Origin of the sequence: Streptomyces boluensis, assembly GCF_009908195.1 — a bacterium.
GTDB classification, from domain to species: domain Bacteria; phylum Actinomycetota; class Actinomycetes; order Streptomycetales; family Streptomycetaceae; genus Streptomyces; species Streptomyces boluensis.
Window position 1 is genome coordinate 1 of the sequence record NZ_JAAAHS010000086.1, and the last position, 23,326, is coordinate 23,326.

Sequence of the window (23,326 nt, forward strand, 5' to 3'; positions counted from 1 at the left end):
GCCGAGGGGCCGTCAAGCGGGCAGGCCCCCGCCCCGAAGGGCGAGGGCCTGCTTCAGGCTACGGCCGGCGGTGTCCGACGGAAGTGACTGTCGGGGCTCCGCGGTCGGATCAGTAGCGGTAGTGGTCCGGCTTGTACGGACCGTCGACCTGCACGCCGATGTACTCGGCCTGCTCCGGGCGCAGCTCGGTGAGCTTCACACCCAGGGCGTCGAGGTGGAGGCGGGCGACCTTCTCGTCCAGGTGCTTGGGGAGCACGTAGACGTCGGTCGGGTACTCCTCCGGCTTCGTGAACAGCTCGATCTGGGCCAGGGTCTGGTCCGCGAACGAGTTGGACATGACGAACGACGGGTGGCCGGTGGCGTTGCCCAGGTTCAGCAGACGGCCCTCGGAGAGGACGATGATGACCTTGCCGTCGGCGAAGGTCCAGGTGTGGACCTGCGGCTTGACCTCGTCCTTGACGACGCCGGGGATGGCCGCCAGGCCGGCCATGTCGATCTCGTTGTCGAAGTGGCCGATGTTGCCCACGATGGCCTGGTGCTTCATCTTGGCCATGTCCGCGGCCATGATGATGTCCTTGTTGCCCGTGGTCGTGACGAAGATGTCGGCGGTCTCGACGACGTCCTGCAGCGTCGTGACCTGGTAGCCGTCCATCGCCGCCTGGAGCGCGCAGATCGGGTCGACCTCGGTGACGATCACGCGCGCGCCCTGGCCGCGGAGCGACTCGGCGCAGCCCTTGCCGACATCGCCGTAACCGCAGACGACGGCGGTCTTGCCGCCGATGAGCACGTCCGTGGCGCGGTTGATGCCGTCGATCAGGGAGTGGCGGCAGCCGTACTTGTTGTCGAACTTCGACTTGGTCACCGCGTCGTTGACGTTGATCGCCGGGAACAGCAGGTTGCCGTCGCGGTGCATCTCGTACAGGCGGTGGACGCCGGTCGTGGTCTCCTCGGTCACGCCGCGGATCTCCGAGGAGAGCTTGGTCCACTTCTGCGGGGCCTCACCGAGGGTGCGGTGCAGGAGCTGGAGGATGACGCGGTGCTCGTCGGACTCCGCCGTGTCGACGGCGGGCACCTTGCCGTCCTTCTCGTACTCGACACCCTTGTGGACGAGGAGGGTGGCGTCGCCACCGTCGTCCAGGATCATGTTCGGGCCGCCGGTGGGGGTGTCGGCCCAGGTCAGTGCCTGCTCCGTGCACCACCAGTACTCCTCGAGGGTCTCGCCCTTCCAGGCGAAGACCGGGATGCCGGCGGGGGCGTCCGGGGTGCCGTTCGGACCGACCGCGATGGCGGCGGCGGCGTGGTCCTGGGTGGAGAAGATGTTGCAGGAGGCCCAGCGGACCTCGGCGCCCAGGGCGGCGAGGGTCTCGATCAGGACCGCGGTCTGCACGGTCATGTGCAGGGAGCCGGTGATGCGGGCCCCGGCCAGCGGCTGCGTGGCCGCGTACTCCTTGCGGATGGACATCAGGCCGGGCATCTCGTGCTCGGCGAGGGTGATCTCCTTGCGGCCGAACTCCGCGAGGGAGAGGTCGGCGACCTTGAAGTCCTGTCGGTTGGCGACAGTCGTCATGGCGAGCTGCTCCTCGTAATCGGTCGAGGTTTGGGCATGGCTGTTCTGCGGCGACGGGCAAGGTACGCCCGGCACCCGCAGCGCAGTCGTCCGAGGCCCTCTCTCCCTCGGACGGTCCCTTCGAGGACCGCCCGACCGCCATCAGCAGCGACGTCTGGCTGAGTGACGAATCTACACCGATCGGCCCAGTGAGCCCCAGTCCGCGTTCAGCCGCGCCAGCGCTGAACGGCACCGGCACAGACCGCAACAATCAGGACTTTTGCTCTTTTGAATATGGGCGTACCTGTTGCAGGATGCCTTGAGATCGGGAACATATGCGCGACCTTGTAGAAGAAGGCGTAAGGAGATCCACGTGACCAGTCCGAGTGACCCGCAGACGGGCGCGGGCCAGGTGGGGCCGAGAAAGTTGGTCGCGGTGACCGCCTGCCCGACCGGCATCGCCCATACGTACATGGCGGCCGAGAAGCTGCAGCAGGCCGCCGAGGGCCTCGGCATCGACATGAAGGTGGAGACGCAAGGCTCCATCGGGGTTGAGAACGCACTGTCCGACAACGATGTCAGAGACGCGGACGGCGTGATCATCGCTGCCGACAAGGAGGTCGACCTCGAGCGCTTCGCCGGCAAGAAGATCCTGAGCGTGGGGGTGGCCGAGGGCATCCGGCACCCTGAGGAGCTGATCGAGCGGGTGCAGGGCGCGCCCGTGCACGGAGGGGGCGGTTCCGCGCCTCCGGGCGGTGCGATAGGCGCCGGTGGCGGGGGCGGCAAGGAGCGCAGCCTCGCGTACAAGGCGCTGATGAACGGCGTCTCGTACATGATCCCGTTCGTCGTGGTCGGTGGTCTGCTGATCGCGATCTCGCTGTCGCTCGGCGGTCACACCGACCCCCAGGGCGGCCTGGTCATCCCGGACGATTCGTTCTGGAAGCACGTCAACGACATCGGCGTCATCGGCTTCACGCTGATGGTGCCGATCCTGTCCGGCTATATCGCGTACGCGATCGGCGACCGGCCCGCGCTTGTGCCGGGCATGATCGGTGGCTGGATCGCGAACACCGGTGAGCTGTACGACTCCGAGGCGGGCGCCGGCTTCATCGGGGCGATCGTCACGGGCTTCCTGGCCGGCTATCTGGTGCTGTGGATCAAGAAGATCAAGGTGCCGAAGTTCGCCCAGCCGATCATGCCGATCATCGTTATCCCGATCGTGTCGACAACGGCGCTCGGCCTGTTCTTCATCTACGTCATCGGCAAACCGATCGCGTGGATCTTCGAGCATCTGACCAGCTGGCTCAGCGGCATGACGGGCACCAGCGCGATCCTGCTCGGCGCGATCCTCGGCCTGATGATCGCCTTCGACATGGGCGGACCGGTCAACAAGACGGCGTTCCTGTTCGGCGCGGGGCTCATCGCGTCCGGCAACCAGACCGTCATGGGCATGTGCGCGGCTGCCATTCCGGTCATGCCGCTCGGCCAGGGGCTGGCGACGCTGATCCGGAAGAAGCACTACACCGAGCAGGAGCGCGAGACGGGACTGGCGGCGCTGTTCATGGGGTTCTTCGGGATCTCGGAGGGTGCGATTCCGTTCGCGGCCGCGCGGCCGGCGCAGGTCATCCCCGCCAACATGCTCGGCGGTGCCGTGGCGGGTGCGATCGCCGGTCAGGCCGGGGTCGAGGACGCGGTTCCGCACGGTGGGCCGATCGTCGCCGTGCTCGGTGCCGTGGGCGGTGTGGCGATGTTCTTCGTGGCGGTGGCGATCGGTTCGGTCGTGACCGCGCTCACGACGGTCACGCTCGTCGACATCAGCGAACGCAAGCGGCGTGGGGCGACGGCGAGCGGCGGCCTGGAGCCGGCGCTGGTGGGCGTCGGCACCGGCGCCGGTGCGGCGGTCGGCGGCAGCGTGGTGGCCGGTGGCAGCGCGGTGGTCGGCGGTCCGGGCACGGGCGCCGGTGAGCTCGCGCGTGGCGGTGGCTCGTCCCCCGTGCAGACCCTGGAGCCGCCGACGGCGACCGGCGCCGGGGCCGCGGGGTTCGGAGAGGCTCCGGCGAAGACCGTGGGCGGCGGGGGCGCGGGCAGCGTCACGGATGCCGTGCCCGGCGGCGAGGGCTCCGAGGGCGGCGCGGGCTCCGAGGGCGAGGTGCTCTCCGGCTACCTCGACGACCGGACGGTCAAGCTCCAGTTGGACTCGGACGACAAGGAGGCCGCGATCCGGGAGCTGGCCGCCATGCTGGCCACGACCGGCAAGGTCGCCGACACCGAGGAGCTGGTGCAGACCGCGCTCCGGCGCGAGGCGCAGGGCACCACGGGCCTCGGTGAGGAGATCGCGATTCCGCATGCCAAGACCGACGCGGTGACCTCGCCCGTCGTCGGCTTCGCGCGCTCGCGCGAGGGCATCGAGTGGGGCGCGCTCGACGGCACCAAGGCCAAGTTGATCTTCATGATCTCGGTGCCCGAGGCGGCCGCGGGTGACGAGCATCTGCGGATCCTGGCGCTGCTCTCCCGCAAGCTCATGGACCCCGGTTTCCGCGAGCGGCTGATGGCGGCTCCGGACAAGGCTGAGGTCGTCGACGTACTGCGCGAGATTCAGTGAGGCCCTGAGTCGGGGCCGGCAACGGAATCAGGCTCTATAGGGCCGGTTTTCGATAACCGCCTCTATAGAGCGCGATAGAGCGCAGGGGAAGGGCCCCGCACCCGAACAGGTGCGGGGCCCTTCCCCTGCGTTGCGTGCCGAACAGCGGCTGCGGTCAGTGCTCCGCGCCGGGGCCGTCGCCGCCCGGCGACTTGGCCGGGTTCACGCCCGCGGCGGCCGCGGACTCGCTGTAGATGTCCGGCTCGAGGTAGATGACGCGGGCGATCGGGACGGCGGCGCGGATGCGCTCCTCGGCGGCGTTGATCGCGTTGGCCACCTCCGTCGCGGTGTCGTCGTGCTCGACGGCCACCTTCGCGGCGACGAGCAGCTCCTCCGGGCCGAGGTGGAGCGTACGCATGTGGATGACGCGGGTGACGGTGTCGCCGTCGACCAGCGCCTTCTCGATCTTCGCCACCTCGTCGATGCCCGCGGACTCGCCGAGCAGCAGCGACTTGGTCTCGGCCGCGAGGACGATGGCGATCAGGATGAGCAGCACGCCGATGCAGAGGGTGCCGATGCCGTCCCAGACGCCGTTGCCGGTGGCGAGGGCCAGGCTGACGCCGACGAGGGCCAGGACCAGACCGACCAGCGCGCCCAGGTCCTCCAGGAGCACGACGGGCAGCTCGGGAGCCTTGGCCCGGCGGATGAACTCCTTCCACGACTGCTTGCCGCGGATGGCGTTCGACTCCTTGATCGCCGTACGGAACGAGAAGGACTCGGCGATGATCGCGAAGACCAGGACGCCCACCGGCCAGTACCAGGCCTCGATGGCGTGCGGGTGCTTGATCTTCTCGTAGCCCTCGTAGATGGCGAACATGCCACCGACCGAGAACAGCACGATCGAGACTAGGAAGGCGTAGATGTAGCGCTCGCGCCCGTAGCCGAACGGGTGTTGCGGGGTCGCCTCGCGCTTGGCCTTCTTGCCGCCGACCAGGAGCAGGCCCTGGTTGCCGGAGTCGGCGAGCGAGTGCACGCTCTCCGCGAGCATCGACGACGAGCCACTGAAGAGGAACGCCACGAACTTCGCTACCGCGATCGCTAGGTTGGCGGCAAGTGCCGCCACGATCGCCTTGGTCCCGCCTGACGCGCTCATGAGTGCCCGTTGTCCCTTCGTACGTCACGTACGTCTCGTACGTCCCAAAACTCGCCGTGCCCATGCCGTGCGGTGGGCCATTGTTGCAGCACGGCCGAACCTCGGCGTCTCAGGCCACCACGGTCGCGCGGAACAGGGTGCCGTTTCCGGAGATCTCCGTCTTCTCCCCCGCAGAGGCGAAAACGGACTCCCCCGGGGCGAGTTCCAGCTCCCCGGTGCGCACCGTGCCGGCCGTGCAGAGCAGGATCTGCGGCGTACGAGCGGTGAGGTCGCGCGGCGCCGAACCCTCGGCGAGGGCGAAGCGGGAGAGGCGGAACTCGTCGATCGGCGTCTCGTAGACCTCTTCGCCGTTCGGGTCGGACTCGGGGCGCAGCACGCCCGGGTCGGTGGCCTGGAAGCGGACGATGCGCAGGAGTTCGGGCACGTCGACGTGCTTGGGGGTGAGGCCGCAGCGGAGCACGTTGTCGGAATTGGCCATGATCTCGACGCCCAGGCCGTTGAGGTACGCGTGCGGCACGCCGGCGCCGAGGAACAGGGCCTCACCGGGCTGGAGTTGGACGTAGTTGAGCAGCATGGCGGCGATCACGCCGGGGTCGCCGGGGTAGTCGCGGGCGATCAGCGCGTACGGCTCGTAGTGGCCGCCGATGCGCTCGGCGGCGGCCGCGGCTTCGGTGACCGTGGCGGCCATCTCGTCGCGGTCGGCGCTCAGCACCGCGGTGAGGACCTCGCGCAGCGCGGCCTCTTCGGGGTGCGCGTGCAGCAGATCGACGTACGGCTTCAGGGAGTTTACGTCGAGGCCTTCGAGGAGGCGGGCCGTGTCGTCGGGGTCGCGGAAGCCGCAGAGGCCGTCGAACGGCGTGAGCGCACAGATCAGTTCGGGCTTGTGGTTGGCGTCCTTGTAGTTGCGGTGCCCGGCGTCGATCGGGACGCCGCGGCGCTCCTCGTCCTCGTATCCCTGCCGCGCCTGCGTGAGGTCGGGGTGCACCTGGAGCGAGAGCGGGGCGCCGGCGGCGAGGAGCTTGAGCAGGAAGGGCAGTCGCGGCCCGAACTTCGCGACCGCCGCCGCGCCGAGCTCGCCCTCGGGGTCGGCCGCGATCACCTCGTTCAACGGTCCACGCGCGAGGCGCGAGGGCGCGCCGGGGTGGGCGCCCATCCACATCTCGGCCTGCGGTTCACCGGTCGGCTCGACGCCGAGGAGCTCGGGGATCGCCGTGGTCGAGCCCCAGGCGTACGGGCGGATGGTGTTGGAGAGGCGGTCCATGCGGGACTTCTTTCATACGGGGCCACGCGGGTCGGTCAGGACACCGGGCCGTCCGACCGACAGTCCCTGTCCGACAGGGACAGGCGTGCCATCCGGCTTGGATAGCGGCGCTATCTGTCTCCTGGACAGGGGCACTGTCTGTCGTGGGCAGCGGCGCTGTCCACGTCGTCATGGGCGGTGTCCTGCTCGGCCGGGTGGTGCTGTCGGTCGGCGTTGGTCATCATCGGGCGCCCGAAGCGAGCGCCAGGTAAACGGCGGCGAAATCCGTGACGGCGATCAGCTCGGCGAGCATTTCCAGTTCGGTGCCGTCCTCGGGTTCCAGCTCGCTGATGGCGATGTCGTGGCCGAGGGCGAGTTCACGGGCGGCGGGCGCGGCGCTCAGGGCGCCCGTGGGCCGGTCGCGCAACAGCACGGCACGCGCGCGTAGCGCCTGGGGCTCCTCCACGCGGTCGCGGAAGAAGTCGTCGGGGTCCGCTCCGGCCGCCAAGTTCCCGATGAGCAGGGCCCCGTGGGCGGGCAGCGCCTCGGGCAGTTCGGCGGCGAGCGACGCGTGACCGGCGAGCTCGGCCAGGGCTGCGGCGAGGCGGCGACCGACGGAGCCGGTGGTGGGGCCCTCGGTCCAGATCAGCGGAAGTTCCTCGTCCAGCTCGGCGGCGAGCGTCTTGGCCGGGTTGCTGTACGTCGCGGCGGCGGGGCCGCAGCGCTCGGCGGTGGCGTCGAGCCGGTCGGCGACCTGCTGCAGGGCGTCCGGTTTCGCCTCGAGGAGCCCGACGCGGTCGAGGAGTGCGAGGAGCGGGGTGAGCAGCGCCCACAGGACGTCGGAGCCGACGAGTGCCAGCTCCTCGTACTCCTCGTGGAGCGGGGTCGCCATGGGGAAGGCGAGGCCGTGCCGGCCGCCGACGGCTTCGGTCAGCGGGGTGCGTGCGGGGGCGACGGAGACGACGTTCAGGCCGCGTCGGTAGGCCTGGTCGGCGAGGAGTTCGAGCCCAGGCTCGGTGCCGTCGGGGGTGGTGAGGAGCAGCAGGTCGACCGGGCCGGCCCAGCCGGGCAGGTCCCAGCGCAGGGCGCCCGCCGCGGCGGCGACGCCGGTGGGGTGCAGCCGGAGCACCGGGCAGGCGCTGCCGGCCAGCGATTCGAGCAGGTCGGCCACGCTTGCGGCCACCGTTCCGGGCCCGGCTACGAGGACGGCTCGGGGGCGGCCGTCCGGCTGGAGCTCGGTGAGGCCCGCCTCGGCGGCGTGCCGCAGCGCGGTACGCACCCTGGCGCCCGCTTCCGCGCATCCGCGCAACAGACCGCGGCGGTCGGCTCGGGCAAGTGCTTCCGGGTCGTCGAGCAGCGATTCGTCGAGCACGGGGTGGGCCTCCGATCGCCGGTGCCGGGTGCGGCGTCCGCGTACGTCGTCGTTGGTGCGTGCGGCTGGTGTCGCGCGGTGGACGGCCGCCCTGGGGTGGCGGCCGCCGCCTCAGGCCGGGCGGCGGGCTTCGTCCACGAGGAGCACCGGGATGCCGTCCTTGACCGGGTAGGCAAGGCCGCAGCCCTCTCCGGTGCAGAGCAGCTCGGTGTCCGCCTCCTTGAGCGGGGCGTGACAGGCCGGGCAGGCCAGGATCTCCAGGAGGCCGGCTTCGAGCGGCATGGAACGGTTCCCTTCGGATGGTTGACCGGCGGTGGAAACCGACGGTCGGAAACTACGGAATGCGGCCTGGTCAGCCTACCGCCGCACGGGGCGTGGCGCCGGGTCGCCGGGGCCATGGCGGGGCTCCGGGACCATGCTCCGCGCGGACGGCGGTCGCGGGTGGCGGTCGCGGGCGGGTCAGCCTCTGACGATGGCCAGGACCTCGTCGCGTACGCGGCCCATCGTGTCGGCGTCGCGCGCCTCCACGTTCAGCCGGAGCAGCGGTTCGGTGTTGGAGGCGCGGAGGTTGAACCACCAGTCTTCGGCGGCCACCGTCAGGCCGTCGAGCTCGTCCAGGGCGAGGCCGTCGCGACCCGCGTAGGCCGCCTTGACCGCCGCGGCCCGGCCCGCCTGGTCGCCGACAGTGGAGTTGATCTCGCCCGAGCCCGCGTACCGGTCGTACTCCGCGACCAGCGCCGAAAGGGGGCCGTCCTGACCGCCGAGCGCGGCGAGGACGTGCAGCGCGGCGAGCATGCCCGTGTCCGCGTTCCAGAAGTCGCGGAAGTAGTAGTGCGCCGAGTGCTCGCCGCCGAAGATCGCGCCGGTCTTCGCCATCTCCTCCTTGATGAAGGAGTGCCCCACGCGCGTACGCACGGGATCGCCTCCGTGCTCCTTGACGACCTCGGGCACCGACCACGACGTGATCAGGTTGTGGATCACCGTGCCCTTGCCGCCGTTCCTGGCCAGCTCGCGGGCCGCCACCAGAGCGGTGATCGCCGACGGGGAGACGCCCTCGCCGCGCTCGTCCACCACAAAGCAACGGTCCGCGTCCCCGTCGAAGGCGAGGCCCAGATCGGCCCCCTCGGCGCGCACCCGCTTCTGCAGGTCCACGATGTTGGCCGGGTCCAGCGGGTTCGCCTCGTGGTTGGGGAAGGTGCCGTCCAGCTCGAAGTACATCGGCACCAGTTCGAGCGGCAGGCCCTCGAAGACGGTGGGCACCGTGTGGCCGCCCATGCCGTTGCCCGCGTCGACGACGACCTTCAGGGGGCGGATCCCGGTGAGGTCCACCAGGCCGCGCAGATGCTCCGCGTAGTCGCTCAGGGTGTCGCGCCGGGTGGTCTCGCCCGCCGTGGCGGCCGGGGCGGGGGCGCCGCTCTCGGCCCACTGCTCGACCAGCTGCCGGATCTCGCCGAGGCCGGTGTCCTGGCCGACCGGGGCGGCACCCGCGCGGCACATCTTGATGCCGTTGTACTGCGCCGGATTGTGCGACGCCGTGAACATCGCACCCGGCAGGTTCAGCGCACCCGAGGCGTAGTACAGCTGGTCCGTGGAGCACAGGCCGATCTCCGTGACGGCCACACCGAGGGCCGCCGCACCCCGGCCGAACGCCCGCGAGAGGCCCGGCGACGAGGGGCGCATGTCGTGCCCGACCACGATCGCGTCGGCGTCGGTGACCTGCGCGAAGGCCGCCCCGAACAGCTCCGCCAAGGACTCGTCCCACTGGTCGGGGACGACCCCGCGGATGTCGTACGCCTTCACGATCTGCGACAGATCAGCCACGGCCAACCCTCCTGGATTTCAGTGCGGTCCCCCAACGTACCCGGCGCCGCCGACAGTCCCGCACGGAGCGGGCCCGGAGGGGCGACGGCAGCTCCCGCCGCTCCCTCCGGGCCCGTACGCGCGTACCGCAACAGGTGGGCCGGAACGCCTGGTTCAGGGCAGCATCCAGCCCAGCAGGAAGGTGCTCTGCGCGACCACGATGAGGCACATCACCAGGAGCAGGCCGAGACTCCAGGGCAGCACCTTGCGGAGCAAGTCGCCCTCCTTGCCCGCGAGTCCGACGGCCGCGCACGCGATGGTGAGGTTCTGCGGCGAGATCATCTTGCCGAGCACGCCGCCGGAGCTGTTGGCGGCGGCGAGGAGTTCGGGTGAGAGGCCCGACTGCCGTGCCGCCGTCACCTGGAGGGCGCCGAACAGCGCGTTGGCCGAGGTGTCGGAGCCGGAGACGGCGACGCCGAACCAGCCGAGCACCGGCGACAGGAAGGCGAGCCCCGCGCCCGCCGCGGCCACGAAGTGCCCGATGACGGCGGCCTGTCCGGAGAGGTTCATGACGTACGCCAGGGCGAGCACCGAGGTCACGGTGAGGATCGCGAACCGCAGCTCGTGCACCGTGGCCGCCCACTCACGTACCGCCACGCGCGCGTGGACCCCGATGACGCCGGCCGTGAGGAGGCCCGCAAGGAGGACGAGCGTGCCGCCGGTCGAGACGAGCGGCAGCGTGAACGCGTTCGCACCCACCGGATTGCCGTCGGCGTCGGTGACGTTCAGGAACGGCCAGTCGAAGACCTGCGTGGCCTCGGCGAGGAAGTCCTTGACCGCGGGGATCTGGGCGAGCGAGAAGATCACCACGATGAGGGCGTACGGGGCGTAGGCGCGCAGCACTTCGGGGCGCGGGTCCTCGGTGTCCAGGTCCTCGCTGCGTACGCCGGTGAGCACCGCGGTGCGCACGGACTCGGCGGCGGGCTTGCGGGAGCCGGGGAGGGCCACGAGCGCGGCGGCACCGGCCAGGGCGGCGCCGATGTCGGCCAGTTGCGCGGAGACGTAGTTGGAGGCCACGAACTGCGCGGCGGCGAAGGCGAGTCCGCACACCACCGCGGGCAGCCAGGTCTCGCGCAGCCCGCGCTTGCCGTCGACCAGACCGACCAGGACGAGCGGTACGACGAGGGCGAGCAGTGGGGTCTGGCGGCCGACGACGGCGGCCACCGAGTCCAGCGGCAGGCCCGTCACTTGAGCGAGCGTCACGACCGGCGTGCCCATGGCGCCGAAGGCGACGGGCGCGGTGTTGGCGACCAGCGCGACGACGGCCGCGCGCACCGGGTCGAAGCCGAGCGCCACCAGCATCACCGCGCAGATCGCGACCGGCGCACCGAAGCCCGCGAGCGCTTCCAGGAGCGCGCCGAAGCAGAAGGCGATGACGAGCGCCTGGATGCGCGGGTCGTCGGAGAGCCGCCCGAAGGAGCGGCGCAGGATGTCGAAGTGCTGGGTGCGGACCGTCATCCGGTACACCCACAGGGCGTTGACGACGATCCACATGATCGGGAAGATCCCGAAGAGCACGCCCTGCGCGCCGCTCGACAGGGTCTGCCCGAGCGGCATTCCGTACGCGAGCCACGCGACGAGCACCGCGACGGCGAGGCCGATGAGGCCCGCCCGGTGGGCCTTCATGCGGACGGCGCCGAGCAGGACGAGAACGGTGACCAGGGGTAGCGCGGCGATCAGCGCGGACAGACCTAGGGAGTCGGCGACGGGTTCCAGTTCCTGTACGAACACACGGGCCTCCTGGGCCCCATGAGGCTCCGTCGCTTCCCGTCATTTCCGGCATGCGGAAAGCGATCACTCACGGGTGGCGGAATCGTCGTGTCCGCGACAAGGCGAAGTCAATGCTCCGTACAGCAACGATTGTTGAAGACGGAACATCAAGCACCAGAGGGCTTTTAAAACACCGGGCCGCGTCAGTTGTCGGGCGAGCGCAGCACCCGCAGGTGGCCGCGGCGTGCGACCTCCATGGGGTCCGCCGCGCGGGCACCGCCACCGGCTCCCGCCGCGCGTTCCTGCGGCCGTGCGGCCTCGCGTACGGCGTTGGCGAGCGCCTCCAGGTCGTCCCCGCTCGGCCGCGAGGGGCCGGAGCCGTCGGTGAGCCTGACGACCTCCCAGCCACGCGGCGCGGTGAGGCGCTCGGAGTGCTCGGCGCACAGGTCGTAGCAGTGGGGTTCGGCGTAGGTGGCGAGGGGGCCGAGGACCGCGGTCGAGTCGGCGTAGACGTACGTCAGCGTCGCGACGGCGGGACGGCCGCAAGCGGTGCGCGAACAGCGACGTACAGGGCTCACGACGTTGGACGGTACCGCACTCTTGAGCGGGCCGCGACGACTCTCCCTGAGGTCACTCCCCCGTGTCGCGGTGTGACCCCTCGCACAGCACCTTCCAGAGATGCCTTTCTGACCTGCGACGACCCCAAGGGGCGCGGGAATCACGGGTGTTGGATCCAGCCATGACTCCGTCCAAATGCCGTCATTTGCCATGAGTCCGGTGGTCTCGGTGGGTTACGCAATCGAGCCCAAGGTTGGCCGGAATGGTCATCGAGCGACATCTCCTGTGCCGTCCGGGCGCACCGCCTCCCGCCGTACCGGGCCTGTGCCGGGGCCGCACGCGCGCGTGGACGGCCGGTTGTCAGTCCGGAGGACTACGCTTCACCAGTGATGGACAAGCCCGTACCGCCCCGCGCCACCGAGCCCAGGCCCCGCCGCCGCGACCGCCACGGCCGAGGCATGCGCGGCCCTGTGGCGCCGCCCCAGGTGCCGCTGTCCGCGAGCCGGGGCCAGGTCTTCGCGGACCTCGTGCAGGACTCCGTGGAGCGGCTCGAGCGGCGCTGGCAGCAGCTGGCCGACGTCGATTTCCTGATCCTCGACGTGCCGTTCATGGACGGCACGGGCAGCGCCGACGAGCCGCTGGCGGACGAGGTCGTACCCCTGGGAGGGATCTCCCCCGCGCGCGACGACCAGCGCGCGCGGATCGTCATCTACCGCCGCCCGGTCGAGATCCGCACCAAGAGCCGCGACGAGCGCGCCGCGCTGGTGCACGAGGTCGTCGTGGAGCAGGTCGCCGAGCTGCTCGGCCTCTCCCCCGAGTCGGTCGACCCCCGGTACGGCGAGGACTGACCAGCGCCGGAGCACGCCGAAGGGGCCGCCTCCACCTGGAGGGACGGCCCCTTCGCTGTGCACGGCGGCCACCGCCGCGCGCGTAGCTACTTCTGCAGCACCGACAGGTCCTGCTCGGCCTCCGGCACCGCGACCGTGCCCCGGTCGTCCGGCAGCGTCTGCACCGTGAACATCGGAACGCCGTCCTCCGGCAGCTCAAGCGTCCGCGCGGCGTGCACCGTACCGGAGAGCTGCTCCACCGTCAGCGCGTACGGGCCCTTCAGGCCGGCCGGGACCGGAGGCTCCACGGCGAGCGTGGTGCCGCCCTTGACCGTGTACGTCTGACTCTTCGCCGCACCGCCCTCGGCGCCCGCCGAGGCCGTGACGCGGACCTTGGCGGTCTTGCCGGGGGCCACAAGGGAGAGCGACGAGCCCTTGGCGCGGTTGTCGGCGGCCGTCGCGCGGTCGCCGACCGGCGCGGTCGCCGGGATGAACGCCATCTCCTGCCGGGCGCCCTTGCCACGCGTGACGCGCAGCGCCGCGACGACGGGCATGGCGTCCTCGGTGGGCGTGAGCACGAGCGAGCCCGCCTCGCCCTTGGTGACGTCGCCGAGGTCGACCGCGGCCGTCATGCCGCTCTTGACGTGCAGCGTCTCGTTGCCCGCGGGCGTGATCGAGCCGTTCGGACCCGCAAGGGACACCTTCAGGTCGGCGTCATCCTCGCCCGGCGCGAAGGCCACCAGGCGCACGGACGTGGCGTCCTTGGGGATGCCGGGCAGGACCACGCTGCCTGCTGGGTCGGCCGAAGCGGGCAGCCAGTCGCCGCCGAGCTTCTCGTCCGCGGCCTGAACGGCGGCGCCCACCCGGCCCGTACGGGCGGTGACGTGCGCGGTCACGTTCGTCTGCGGCTCGTCCGTCAGCGTGGAGAGCAGCACCCGGACGGTGGCGTGCGGGGGCACCGTGATGTCCTCGCCCACCTCCGACTTGATGGCGCCCTGCGGGCCGTACAGCTCGATGTCGACGACGGCCGCGGTCTCGTCGGGGTTGGTCACGTGGACGTAGTCGCTGCGCTCCTTCGCGGTGCTCGCGCCGGGGAACCAGAAGTCGGTGTCCGGAGTTCCGCAGGCGAGCCCGTGCACACCGCGGCCGCCACCCGCGGTGATCGTGGTGGTCTGCTGAACCGTCCAGCCGGGGGCGAGGGCGCCGTCGGCCGAACCGACGAGCGCGGGCGCGTCCGAGCCGGAGGCCTCCTGGGTCAGCGGCTTGCCGGTGCCCTTGGCGGTCAGGACGGGCTTGTCCGCCCGCTCCTTCGCCTTCTTGTCGTCCTTGTCCTGCTTGCCGTCGTCCGCCGATTCGTCGGCCGCGCCCACGAGTTCGGCCGCGCCCTTGCCCGCGCCCTGCGAGGACTTGGGCGTGAACGACACGTACGAGGTGTCCGCGAGCTCCGACGCGCTCGGCGCCGGGCACAGCACGCTGCTGCGCTCGACCGGGCGCTGGGCCGCCGCCTGGGCCGCGCCGTCGTCCGCGCTGCCGTCGGGCGCGGTGAGCGCGGCGAAGCCGGTGACGACCGCGAGCGCGCCGCCCGCGCCGATCAGGGACAGGGTGGTGCGGTTCACTGCTGGCTCCCGTCGGGGCGCTCGCTGTCGGGCCTGAAGTCGGGGCCGAAGTCCTGGTTGCCGTAGGGCTGTTCGTACGTCGGCGGCTGCGGCGGGGCGGACGGCGGCATGGGCGGCGGCGGGGGCACCGCGCCGGACTGCTGCGCCCCGTATCCGTAGTCCACGGGCGCCTGCGCGTCATAGCCGTACGGCGCGGGCGCCCCGTAGGCGTCGGCCTGCGTGCCGTTCCCGGCGGGGTAGGCGTCCGGTACGTACTGCTGCTCGTGGCCGCCCGTCGGGTACTGCGCGGCCTGGTACGGGTTCTCCGTGCCGTACGCGCCCTGCTCCACGCCCGCGTACGCGCTGCTGTCGCCCCACTGGTCCTGCTGGTCGTGGGACCGCTGGTCGTAGGACTGCTGCGGGGGGATCGTGCCGAACTGCTCCGCCGGGGCCGCCGGTGCGGTCTGCGGGTCGGGCGCCGGGGCGGACCGGTCCTCGGCCGCGGCCTCGGCCTCCTGCGCGGCGCGCAGCCTGCGGGCCCGCCTGCCCTCGCCCTCCACGGGCTGCGCCGGTACGGCCGCGGGCTCGTCCGGCAGGTCGTCGTCGATGGTGCGGGTGCGGCCCGGCAGGGCGAGGACCACGAGGACGACGGCGAGCGCGCCCTGGGCCCAGAGCCAGCCGACGTGGGTGCCGGGGCTGTCGTAGGTGACGTCCAACCGGCCGCCGGACGGGGGCAGTTCGAAGCCCTGCGCCCAGCCGTCGACGGTCTTCCTGGTCAGTTCGGCGCCGCCCAGGGTGGCCGTCCAGCCGTCGGAGGCCGTGTCGGCGAGGCGCAGGGTGCGGCCTTCGGGGCCCGCGGGAATGTCGGTGTGGATCTCCACGGGGCCGGCGGCGACCGGTTGCGGCTCGCCCGTCCCGGACACCATGGCGGCGCGGGACACCTGGCGGTCGACCCGCCACAGGGAGCTGCCGTCCTGCTGGCTGAGCCGGGTCAGGCCCGGGGTGGCGTCCAGGACGCGGCTCATCCGGCGGGGCGCGCCGTCCCGCACGAGGACGTACCGCACGGCGAACGCGCCGAGTTCGTCGGCCTGGTCGGCACCGGAGCCGGCGACGAGGTGGGCCACGGTCTTGTCGAGCCGGTCGTTGCCCTCGTCGGCGGCGGCGAGTTCGGCGTCGCCGAGGCGGGCACCCGCGCCGCGCACCAGCGTGTACCCGACCTCGGCCTCGGACTCGCTGCCGAGGACGAGGGTGCGGGGCTGGTCCTCGGTGCTGGACTCCTCGGCGACGAACGCGGGCACCTGCGCCGGGTCGCGGCGCTCCAGCGGGCCGTCGGCGCCACGGATCATCCAGCCCGCGGCGGCGAGCAGCGGGCCGATCACGGCGGCGGCGGCGATCAGCGCGGCGACGGGCTGGCGCCAGCCGAAGCTCTGCTCGGCGACACGCGTGCGTGCCCCCTCGGCGCCGACGGTGGCGGCGGTGAGCAGCGCGATGCCGTACACGAGCGTGGCGGGGCCCGCCCAGGTGGAGCCGTTGGACAGGGCAGCGAACACGAAGCCGGTGAGGGCGACGGCCCAGGCGGTGTGGACGGCGAGGCCGCGCTCGGCACGCAGCAGCGCGGCGAGGGCCGCGAGGACGAAGCCGATCAGCAGCAGCCCGCCGCCCGCGCCCGGCCCGCCGGGGCTGATGCCGAGCAGGTCGAGGCCGGAGGCGGCACCGGCGCCGTACTCGAGCCCGGCCTCGCGGAAGAAGCCGAACGGGAGCAGCGAGAGCGACCAGGGCGCCAGGATGAGCAGCGGCACCCCGAGCGCGGCGAGGAACCGCAGTCCGTACGCGGTGAGGTCGCTCCGGCGCAGCACCAGGAGCGCGAGGCCGAGGACGAGGGCGATGGGCCACACGATCGGCGTGAAGGCCGTGGCGAAGCTGAGCAGCAGTGCGTACGCCCAGGTGGCGCGCCAACTGCCGCGTGCGCCCGGCGACTTGAGCAGCAGCCCGCTCGCGGCGACGCCCGCGCGCGCGATGAGCGGCAGGAGCATGGCGAGGACGGCGGTGCCGAGGTGCCCGCCCGCGAGCGCGCCCGTGGCGGCGGGCAGGAAGGCGTACGCGACGGCCGCCCAGGCGCGCAGCAGGCGCGACTCGACGAGCGGCCGGGAGGCGAAGTAGGCGGCGGCACCGGCCAGCGGTACGGAGGCGACCAGGAGCACGGTGACGGCGAGTCCGGTGGAGCCGAACAGCACCGACGCCAGGGCGGCGACGAACGCGAGGTACGGCGGCGCGGACTGGGTGCCTCCGGTGCCGACGGGGTGCCAGCCGTCCACGTACCGCGCCCAGAGGTCGGACGCGTCGGACGGGGCGGGCAGCATGGCGCCACCCGCGAGGGCACCGCCGCCGAGCAGCGCGCGGCAGGCGATCAGGGAGACGAGCAGCAGCACCGCGAAGAGCATGGGACCCGGCTTGCGGGCGATGCGCTTGAGGCGGGCGAACTGCTCGATCTGCAGGAACTCGGCGTCGTCCCCACCGGGTCCGCTCTCCACGGCACCGTGCCGGCCCCCGGAGGAGGTCTCCGGGTCGGACCGGCCGACGAGGTTGGAGGCGACCTGCTCGACGGTCAGGCGCACCGTGGCGCCGGGCGACGGGAACAGCGGTCGCAGTTCGGCGGCCTCGACCTTGGGCTTGCCGCGGCGCTTGCGGGCCCCGAGGATGCGGCCGGGGCGCAGCAACGTGCCGAAGAGACCGGCGACTTCGTCGAGCGCCTGTCCCGGCACCTTGCCGACGAGATAGGCGAGGGTGCGCAGCAGCGTGCCGAGCACGAGGCGGAGCAGCACCCAAGGGAGCAGCGCCCCGGGGGTGTTGACGAGCAGTGTGTAGACCGCGCCGGCCTTGTCGACGCGGTGCGGGCTCGTGGAGGTGCGGCCCACGCAGTCCACGGTGCGGCGCTCGCGCGCGGAGGCCTCGGCGTGCCGCATGATCGCGTCGGGGGCGATCAGTACGCGATGCCCGGCGGCCTGGGCGCGCCAGCACAGGTCGACGTCGTCCCGCATGAGGGGCAGGCGCCGGTCGAAGCCGCCCAGTTCCTCGAAGACATCGCGCCGGATCAGCATGCCCGCGGTGGACACCGACAGGACGGGGCGCACCTGGTCGTGCTGGCCCTGGTCCTGCTCGCGGCGGTCCAGGTCGGTCCAGCGGCGGCCGGAGTGGGCGATGGAGACGCCGACTTCGAGGAGCTGCCTGCGGTCGTACCAGCCGCGCAACTTGGGGCCGACGACGGCGACTTCGCGGTTGATCTCGTGCTCGCGCTCGACGACGCGCAGCAGCTCGGCGAGCGCGTCCGGCTCGGGCGCGCAGTCGTCGTGCAGCAGCCAGAGCCACTGGACCGGTTCTCCGTACGGGAGTTCCGGCATGTCGTACGCGTCGTCGCGCCAGGTGCGGGTGACCGGGTCCCAGCCGCTGGGCCGCTTCAGATAGGGCAGGTCGTCGGGGGTGAGGACGCCGGCGGTGCGGGCCGCCTCGTCGACGGCCGTACCGAAGCCGGAGCGCCGGGCGAGGTGCAGGACGCGCTCGGCGCCGAGCGCGTCCGTGACGATCCTGGCGGAGTCGTCGGCGCTGCCGGTGTCCGCCGCGATCACGTTCTGCACCGGGCGTTCCTGGCCGAGCAGGCCGTTCAGGGCGTCGGGCAGCCAGCGGGCACCGTCGTGGGAGACGAGCACCGCGGTGACGACGTGCCGGGGGAACTCTGGCGTCTGGGCCTGGGGGGACGCTGCCGCGGAAGCGTCGTACTGGCCTGCCGATTGGCTGTGCACGGACATCGAGGTACGGGCCCCGGTTCGATGGACTGCGGTGGACGCTGTGCCGGGCTGAGGCTCGGGGGCGTCTCGGACGGGGCCACACTAACGGCTGCGAAACAACGCGGTCCGCCGCCTGTGGACAACCCACAGGCGGCGGACCGTTCGTTACGTCGGGGTGTGTGCCGATTGGTCGGCACCGGTCGAGCGTCGGCCGGAAACGATCACCGAGCGCTCAGGAAGCGATCAGATGGCGGCCTTCTTGAGTCGCCGCCGTTCTCGCTCGGACAAGCCGCCCCAGATGCCGAATCGTTCGTCATTGGCCAGCGCGTATTCGAGACATTCGGACCTCACCTCGCAGGCGAGGCACACCTTCTTCGCCTCGCGGGTGGAGCCGCCCTTCTCCGGGAAGAAGGACTCGGGATCGGTCTGGGCGCACAGCGCGCGCTCCTGCCAGCCGAGTTCTTCGTCCGCGTCCTCGACCAGCAGTTGCTGGAACAGCTCGGTCATGTGCGCCCCTCGTCTGTCTGTGCAGTCCCCGTGATGCTGCCGTTACCGATTTCGGCCGAACGACACGAGTGAAATTACAAGTGTGCCGATCCGGGCCAGTCAAGCCGAGATCTGCTATTGGGTCCCTTATTCACTCTGCGGAACCAAGGCTTTGCCGAAAGTGTTCAAATCGCCATAAACATGGACACATCGCAGCGCCCCCTCCGTACGTCCTGACGACACCCGAAAGGACGCATCGGAGGTTGACCCCGTTGCCGCGACGCACACCGAAGCGAACCGGATCACGAACAGATCACGGGACGGCAACGACGTTTACATGGTCGGATGCAGCGCCACCTGTCCGATATGACGCCTGCACAAACCTTTCGGCATAAAGAACAACCGGATACGGTGAACGATATCCCGCAATCCGGACATCAGGTTGACATCCAACGTGTGAACCGGTCTCCTGTTGGGCATGCTCGCGAACTTGGCGCTTACTCGGACCCACACCGGTGGGTCCCACAGTGCTGCCCAGGAGAGCTGTCGCTGTTGCTGTCACAGCTGTTGAGCCCATCGCGCTCCAGCTTGTACCGCACCGCCGAGCCCCTGTCGGGGCCCGCACCCCTCGCGCCCGCACCCGGGCCGCTCCCCGCTCGCGAACCGAGCGGCTGTCTTCGACAGTGACATCCCCGCACCTCTCCCGCTGAGGAACCTCCGCACCGATGAACAGCGACAGCGACCTGCAGATCGCCGGCGACATCCTCGAGGTGACCCACCTCCTGCAGCCGGCCCGTGAACACCCCACCACCGTCGCCGAATTCGCCGGGCTCGCCCGCGCCATCGCGGCCGACCGCTCCCAGTGGGAGCACCTGGTGGAGTACGACGCCACCAGCCGCTGGTACCACCGCCTGCGCACCGGGCCCGGATACGAGGTGTGGCTGCTCAGCTGGGTGCCCGGTCAGGGCAGCGGGATGCACGACCACGGCGGCTCCTCCGGCGTACTGACCGTCCTCCAGGGTGAGTTGACCGAGCGCACCGAGAGCGGCACGCGCGCGGTGGAGGCCGGTACGCAGCGGGTCTTCGCTCCCGGGTACGTCCACGAGGTCGTGAACGACGCGCTCGAACCGGCCGTCAGCCTGCACGTGTACTACCCGGGCCTCACCGAGATGCCGATGCACGCCGCCCAGTGCGCCGGTGCCGAGGGCGAGTCCGTGCGGGATGCCGTCACCGCCTGACCGGCTGTCGTACCCACCTGACATGCTTGGCCCCATGCGCATTGTGGTTCTGGCCGGGGGCATCGGTGGTGCCCGTTTTCTGCGCGGTCTCAAGGCCGCCGCGCCTGACGCCGACATCACCGTCATCGGTAACACCGGTGACGACATCCACCTGTTCGGCCTGAAGGTCTGCCCTGACCTCGACACGGTGATGTACACCCTCGGCGGTGGCATCAACGAGGAGCAGGGCTGGGGTCGTACGGACGAGACGTTCCAGGTCAAGAGTGAACTCGCGGCGTACGGCGTCGGACCCGAGTGGTTCGGCCTGGGCGACCGGGACTTCGCGACGCACATCGTGCGGACGCAGATGCTCGGTGCCGGGTACCCGCTCAGCGCCGTCACCGAGGCGCTCTGCGACCGCTGGCAGCCGGGGGTGCGGCTGATCCCGATGACCGACGACCGGGTCGAGACCCATGTCGCGGTGGAGGTCGACGGCGAGCAGAAGGCCATCCACTTCCAGGAGTACTGGGTGCGGCTGCGCGCGTCGGTGGACGCGTTGGCTGTCGTGCCGGTCGGCGCCGAGCAGGCCAAGCCCGCGCCTGGCGTCCTCGAGGCCATCGCCACGGCCGACGTCGTGCTGTTCCCGCCGTCCAACCCCGTGGTCAGCATCGGCACCATCCTCGCCGTGCCGGGCATCAGGGAGGCCATCGCCGAGGCCGGGGTGCCGGTCGTCGGGCTCTCCCCGATCGTCGGGGACGCCCCGGTGCGCGGCATGGCCGACAAGGTGCTCGCGGCCGTGGGCGTGGAGGCCGGCGCCGCGGCGGTCGCCGAGCACTACGGCTCGGGGCTGCTCGACGGCTGGCTCGTGGACACCGTGGACGCGGGCGCCGTTGAGCGGGTCGAGAGCGCCGGGATCCGCTGCCGCGCGGTGCCGTTGATCATGACCGACCCGGAGGAGGGCACCGCCGCGGCCGCCATGGCGCGCGAGGCGCTCGCCCTCGCCGAGGAGGTACGCGCGTGAGCACGCCCGGGTACCGCGTATGGGCCGTGCCCGGTCTGCCCGAGGTGCGGGCCGGTGACGATGTCGCCAAGCTGATCGCCGCCACCGAGCCGGGCCTGGTCGACGGTGACGTCGTGCTTGTCACCTCGAAGATCGTCTCCAAGGCGGAGGGGCGGACACTCGCCGCCGAAGACCGCGAGGCCGCCATCGACGCCGAGACGGTACGCGTGGTGGCCCGCCGGGGCCCGCTGCGGATCGTCGAGAACCGGCAGGGGCTCGTGATGGCGGCGGCCGGGGTGGACGCCTCCAACACCCCTGCCGGGACCGTCCTGTTGCTGCCCGAGGACCCGGACGCCTCGGCACGCGCGATCCGCACCGGCCTGCGGGACGCGCTCGGCGTGGACGTCGGCGTGCTCGTCACCGACACCTTCGGCCGCCCCTGGCGCAACGGCCTCACCGACGTGGCCATCGGCGCCGCGGGCGTGCGCGTCCTCGACGATCTGCGCGGCGGCACCGACGCGCACGGCAACCCGCTGAGCGCCACCGTCGTGGCCACCGCCGACGAACTGGCGGCGGCCGGCGACCTGGTGAAGGGCAAGGCCGCCGACCTGCCGGTGGCCGTGGTCCGCGGACTGCCCCAGGCCGTGCGCGACGCGGCGGACGACAGCGCGGGCGACGACACGGGCGCGCGCGCGTTGGTGCGGGTCGCCGCCGACGACATGTTCCGCCTCGGCACCTCGGAGGCGGTGCGCGAAGCGGTCACGCAGCGGCGCACCGTACGGGCCTTCACGGACGAGCCGGTGGACCCCGGGGCCGTGCGCCGCGCGGTGGCCGCCGCGGTGACCGCGCCCGCCCCGCACCACACCACGCCCTGGCGGTTCGTGCTCCTGGAGAGCGCCGGGTCGCGTACGCGGCTGCTCGACGCGATGCGCGACCGGTGGATCGCGGACCTGCGCGCCGACGGCAAGTCCGAGGAGTCCATCGCCAAGCGCGTGCGCCGCGGGGATGTGCTGCGGAACGCGCCGTATCTCGTCGTGCCCTGCCTGGTGATGGACGGCTCGCACACCTACGGGGACGCGCGCCGGGATGCCGCCGAGCGGGAGATGTTCGTGGTCGCGACGGGCGCCGGGATCCAGAACTTCCTGGTGGCGCTCGCCGGGGAGCGGCTCGGCTCGGCGTGGATCTCGTCGACGATGTTCTGCCGTGAGGTCGTACGCGAGGTGCTCGAACTGCCGGACAGCTGGGACCCGATGGGGGCCGTCGCGGTGGGGCGGGCCGCCGAGGAGCCACGCACGCGCCCCGCGCGCGTGGTGGACGATTTCGTCGAGGTGCGCTGAGCCCGAGGCGCGCGGGGAGAGTCAGAGTTTGCCGATGTCGACGCGCGGCATCTTCGGGGTGCGGCGCGACGGTGTGCGGCCGGACAGCAGGATGTAGCGGGCGGCGCGGTGGCGCTGGCCCCGGTAGGGCTCCAGGAGTTCGAGCATCCGCGCGTCGTCGCTGTCCCGCTCACCGGCCAGGGCGTACCCGACGATGCCGGGCAGGTGCAGGTCGCCGACCGTGACCGCGTCCGGGGCGCCGTTGCTGCGCTGGACCGTCTCCGCCGAGGTCCACGGGCCGATGCCGGGGACCAACTCCAGGCGTTCCTGGGCCTGTTGGGGCTCCATGGTGGCGGCTTCCTCAAGCCGGGACGCGACTCGTACCGCGCGCAGGATCGTCGACGCGCGTTTGTTGTCGACGCCCGCGCGGTGCCACTCCCAGGACGGGATCATGCGCCAGGTGCGGGCGTCGGGCATCGCGTGCATACGGTCGGGGGCGGGGCCCGGTGCCGGTTCGCCGTACGCGCGGACAAGCAGGCGCCAGGCGCGGTACGCCTCGTCCGTCGTGACCTTCTGCTCCAGGATCGACGGGATCAGGGACTCCAGGACAAGCCCGGTCCTGGCCAGGCGCAGGCCGGGGCGGCGGCGGTGGGTGGCGGCGACGAGCCGGTGCCGGGGCGCGAAGGCCGCCGGGTCGTCCGCGTCACCGAGCAGCGCCGGCAGCCGGTCGAGCAGCCAGCCCGCGCCGGGCCCCCACGCCTGCGCCTCGGCCGTCCCGGACCGCAGCGCGACCCGGAGCGTGCCGGGCCCCTCGGGCGTACGGCTGACCCGCCACAACGAGCCGTCGGACGCGGTACGGAACGTGGGGTCGCCAGGGCCGCGCCGCAGCGGACCGAGGACCAGGCCCAGGTCGACGGGGCCCGGCGGGGTCCAGCGGCGGGACTCGGCGGTCGCCTGCCGCGGCACGGCGGTGGCCGCGGTGGCCGCGGTGGCCGCGCGGGGCGGGCCGGCGGCGCGCACGGCGGTGCGGTCCGGGTGCGCCGGCTTCGGGGCGAAGCGACCAGCCACGGGGGTCCTCGGGGT

General features: G+C 72.0%; 17 protein-coding genes. 5 read left to right on the plus strand and 12 right to left on the minus strand.

Annotation, left to right across the window (positions count from 1 at the left end; all coding sequences use genetic code 11):
* Positions 1-109: 109 nt before the first annotated feature.
* On the minus strand, positions 110-1,567 hold the full coding sequence (gene ahcY, locus GUY60_RS13830; protein WP_161697466.1) for an adenosylhomocysteinase: 1,458 nt from the start codon (positions 1,565-1,567) through the stop codon (positions 110-112).
* Between the two features lie 352 nt (positions 1,568-1,919).
* On the opposite strand from ahcY, the gene GUY60_RS13835 reads away from it, so the two are divergent.
* Positions 1,920-4,148 (plus strand): fructose-specific PTS transporter subunit EIIC, encoded by a 2,229-nt coding sequence (locus GUY60_RS13835; RefSeq protein WP_161697468.1) that lies wholly within the window; start codon positions 1,920-1,922, stop codon positions 4,146-4,148.
* 154 nt (positions 4,149-4,302) lie between these two features.
* Here the strand turns inward: GUY60_RS13835 and GUY60_RS13840 are convergent, their stop codons facing one another.
* The 7 genes from GUY60_RS13840 to GUY60_RS13870 form a co-directional block, all read right to left on the minus strand.
* Positions 4,303-5,280, minus strand: coding sequence for a cation diffusion facilitator family transporter (locus GUY60_RS13840; RefSeq protein ID WP_161697470.1), 978 nt, complete (start codon positions 5,278-5,280; stop codon positions 4,303-4,305).
* 109 nt (positions 5,281-5,389) lie between these two features.
* A complete protein-coding gene (gene manA, locus GUY60_RS13845) occupies positions 5,390-6,541 on the minus strand; it encodes a mannose-6-phosphate isomerase, class I (RefSeq protein ID WP_161697472.1) in 1,152 nt (383 codons plus the stop codon).
* Positions 6,542-6,761: 220 nt separating this feature from the next.
* The gene (locus tag GUY60_RS13850; RefSeq protein ID WP_161697474.1) at positions 6,762-7,892 is read right to left on the minus strand and encodes an SIS domain-containing protein; all 1,131 of its coding nucleotides are present in this window, start codon (positions 7,890-7,892) and stop codon (positions 6,762-6,764) included.
* 111 nt (positions 7,893-8,003) lie between these two features.
* Positions 8,004-8,174 carry a Trm112 family protein gene (locus GUY60_RS13855; RefSeq protein WP_161697476.1) on the minus strand — a complete coding sequence of 57 codons (171 nt, stop codon included), beginning with the start codon at positions 8,172-8,174 and terminating at the stop codon, positions 8,004-8,006.
* Between the two features lie 177 nt (positions 8,175-8,351).
* Complete coding sequence (locus GUY60_RS13860) at positions 8,352-9,719, minus strand: phosphomannomutase/phosphoglucomutase (RefSeq protein WP_161697478.1); 1,368 nt, start codon at positions 9,717-9,719, stop codon at positions 8,352-8,354.
* Between the two features lie 147 nt (positions 9,720-9,866).
* The gene (locus tag GUY60_RS13865; protein ID WP_161697480.1) at positions 9,867-11,483 is read right to left on the minus strand and encodes an L-lactate permease; all 1,617 of its coding nucleotides are present in this window, start codon (positions 11,481-11,483) and stop codon (positions 9,867-9,869) included.
* 182 nt (positions 11,484-11,665) lie between these two features.
* Entirely contained in the window at positions 11,666-12,040 is a 375-nt protein-coding gene (locus GUY60_RS13870) for a DUF3499 domain-containing protein (protein ID WP_187370012.1), read from the minus strand.
* Between the two features lie 369 nt (positions 12,041-12,409).
* Here GUY60_RS13870 and GUY60_RS13875 point away from each other — a divergent pair, with 369 nt between their 5' ends.
* Complete coding sequence (locus GUY60_RS13875; RefSeq protein WP_161697492.1) at positions 12,410-12,868, plus strand: metallopeptidase family protein; 459 nt, start codon at positions 12,410-12,412, stop codon at positions 12,866-12,868.
* Between the two features lie 86 nt (positions 12,869-12,954).
* Here the strand turns inward: GUY60_RS13875 and GUY60_RS13880 are convergent, their stop codons facing one another.
* The 3 genes from GUY60_RS13880 to GUY60_RS13890 all read right to left on the minus strand — a co-directional run bounded on the left by GUY60_RS13880 (position 12,955) and on the right by GUY60_RS13890 (position 18,731).
* Positions 12,955-14,463, minus strand: coding sequence for a DUF5719 family protein (locus tag GUY60_RS13880; protein ID WP_161697482.1), 1,509 nt, complete (start codon positions 14,461-14,463; stop codon positions 12,955-12,957).
* On the minus strand, positions 14,460-18,245 hold the full coding sequence (locus tag GUY60_RS13885; protein ID WP_187370013.1) for a glycosyltransferase: 3,786 nt from the start codon (positions 18,243-18,245) through the stop codon (positions 14,460-14,462). The genes GUY60_RS13880 and GUY60_RS13885 overlap by 4 nt, the downstream gene beginning before the upstream one ends.
* Before the next feature lie 222 nt (positions 18,246-18,467).
* Positions 18,468-18,731 carry a WhiB family transcriptional regulator gene (locus tag GUY60_RS13890; protein ID WP_014046372.1) on the minus strand — a complete coding sequence of 88 codons (264 nt, stop codon included), beginning with the start codon at positions 18,729-18,731 and terminating at the stop codon, positions 18,468-18,470.
* Positions 18,732-19,435: 704 nt separating this feature from the next.
* On the opposite strand from GUY60_RS13890, the gene GUY60_RS13895 reads away from it, so the two are divergent.
* Genes GUY60_RS13895 through GUY60_RS13905 form a run of 3 tightly spaced genes read left to right on the plus strand, consistent with a single transcriptional unit; the run spans position 19,436 to position 22,264 of the window.
* A complete protein-coding gene (locus GUY60_RS13895) occupies positions 19,436-19,948 on the plus strand; it encodes a cysteine dioxygenase (protein ID WP_161697484.1) in 513 nt (170 codons plus the stop codon).
* A 34-nt stretch (positions 19,949-19,982) separates the two neighbouring features.
* On the plus strand, positions 19,983-20,948 hold the full coding sequence (gene cofD / locus GUY60_RS13900; RefSeq protein ID WP_161697486.1) for a 2-phospho-L-lactate transferase: 966 nt from the start codon (positions 19,983-19,985) through the stop codon (positions 20,946-20,948).
* Positions 20,945-22,264, plus strand: coding sequence for a coenzyme F420-0:L-glutamate ligase (locus GUY60_RS13905; protein ID WP_161697488.1), 1,320 nt, complete (start codon positions 20,945-20,947; stop codon positions 22,262-22,264). Before cofD ends, GUY60_RS13905 begins: the two co-directional genes overlap by 4 nt.
* 21 nt (positions 22,265-22,285) lie before the next feature.
* On the opposite strand, the gene GUY60_RS13910 is transcribed toward GUY60_RS13905, so the two are convergent.
* Positions 22,286-23,311, minus strand: coding sequence for a DNA-3-methyladenine glycosylase family protein (locus GUY60_RS13910; protein ID WP_376771224.1), 1,026 nt, complete (start codon positions 23,309-23,311; stop codon positions 22,286-22,288).
* Positions 23,312-23,326 lie beyond the last annotated feature (15 nt).

Excerpts from the sequence above, each read along its gene's own strand:
- GUY60_RS13840 (WP_161697470.1), bottom strand. The coding sequence starts at position 5,280 with ATGAGCGCGTCAGGCGGGACCAAGGCGATCGTGGCGGCACTTGCCGCC.
- GUY60_RS13855 (WP_161697476.1), bottom strand. The coding sequence starts at position 8,174 with ATGCCGCTCGAAGCCGGCCTCCTGGAGATCCTGGCCTGCCCGGCCTGT.
- GUY60_RS13885 (WP_187370013.1), bottom strand. The coding sequence starts at position 18,245 with ATGTCCGTGCACAGCCAATCGGCAGGCCAGTACGACGCTTCCGCGGCA.
- manA (WP_161697472.1), bottom strand. The coding sequence starts at position 6,541 with ATGGACCGCCTCTCCAACACCATCCGCCCGTACGCCTGGGGCTCGACC.
- GUY60_RS13890 (WP_014046372.1), bottom strand. The coding sequence starts at position 18,731 with ATGACCGAGCTGTTCCAGCAACTGCTGGTCGAGGACGCGGACGAAGAA.
- GUY60_RS13875 (WP_161697492.1), top strand. The coding sequence starts at position 12,410 with ATGGACAAGCCCGTACCGCCCCGCGCCACCGAGCCCAGGCCCCGCCGC.
- ahcY (WP_161697466.1), bottom strand. The coding sequence starts at position 1,567 with ATGACGACTGTCGCCAACCGACAGGACTTCAAGGTCGCCGACCTCTCC.
- GUY60_RS13895 (WP_161697484.1), top strand. The coding sequence starts at position 19,436 with ATGAACAGCGACAGCGACCTGCAGATCGCCGGCGACATCCTCGAGGTG.
- cofD (WP_161697486.1), top strand. The coding sequence starts at position 19,983 with ATGCGCATTGTGGTTCTGGCCGGGGGCATCGGTGGTGCCCGTTTTCTG.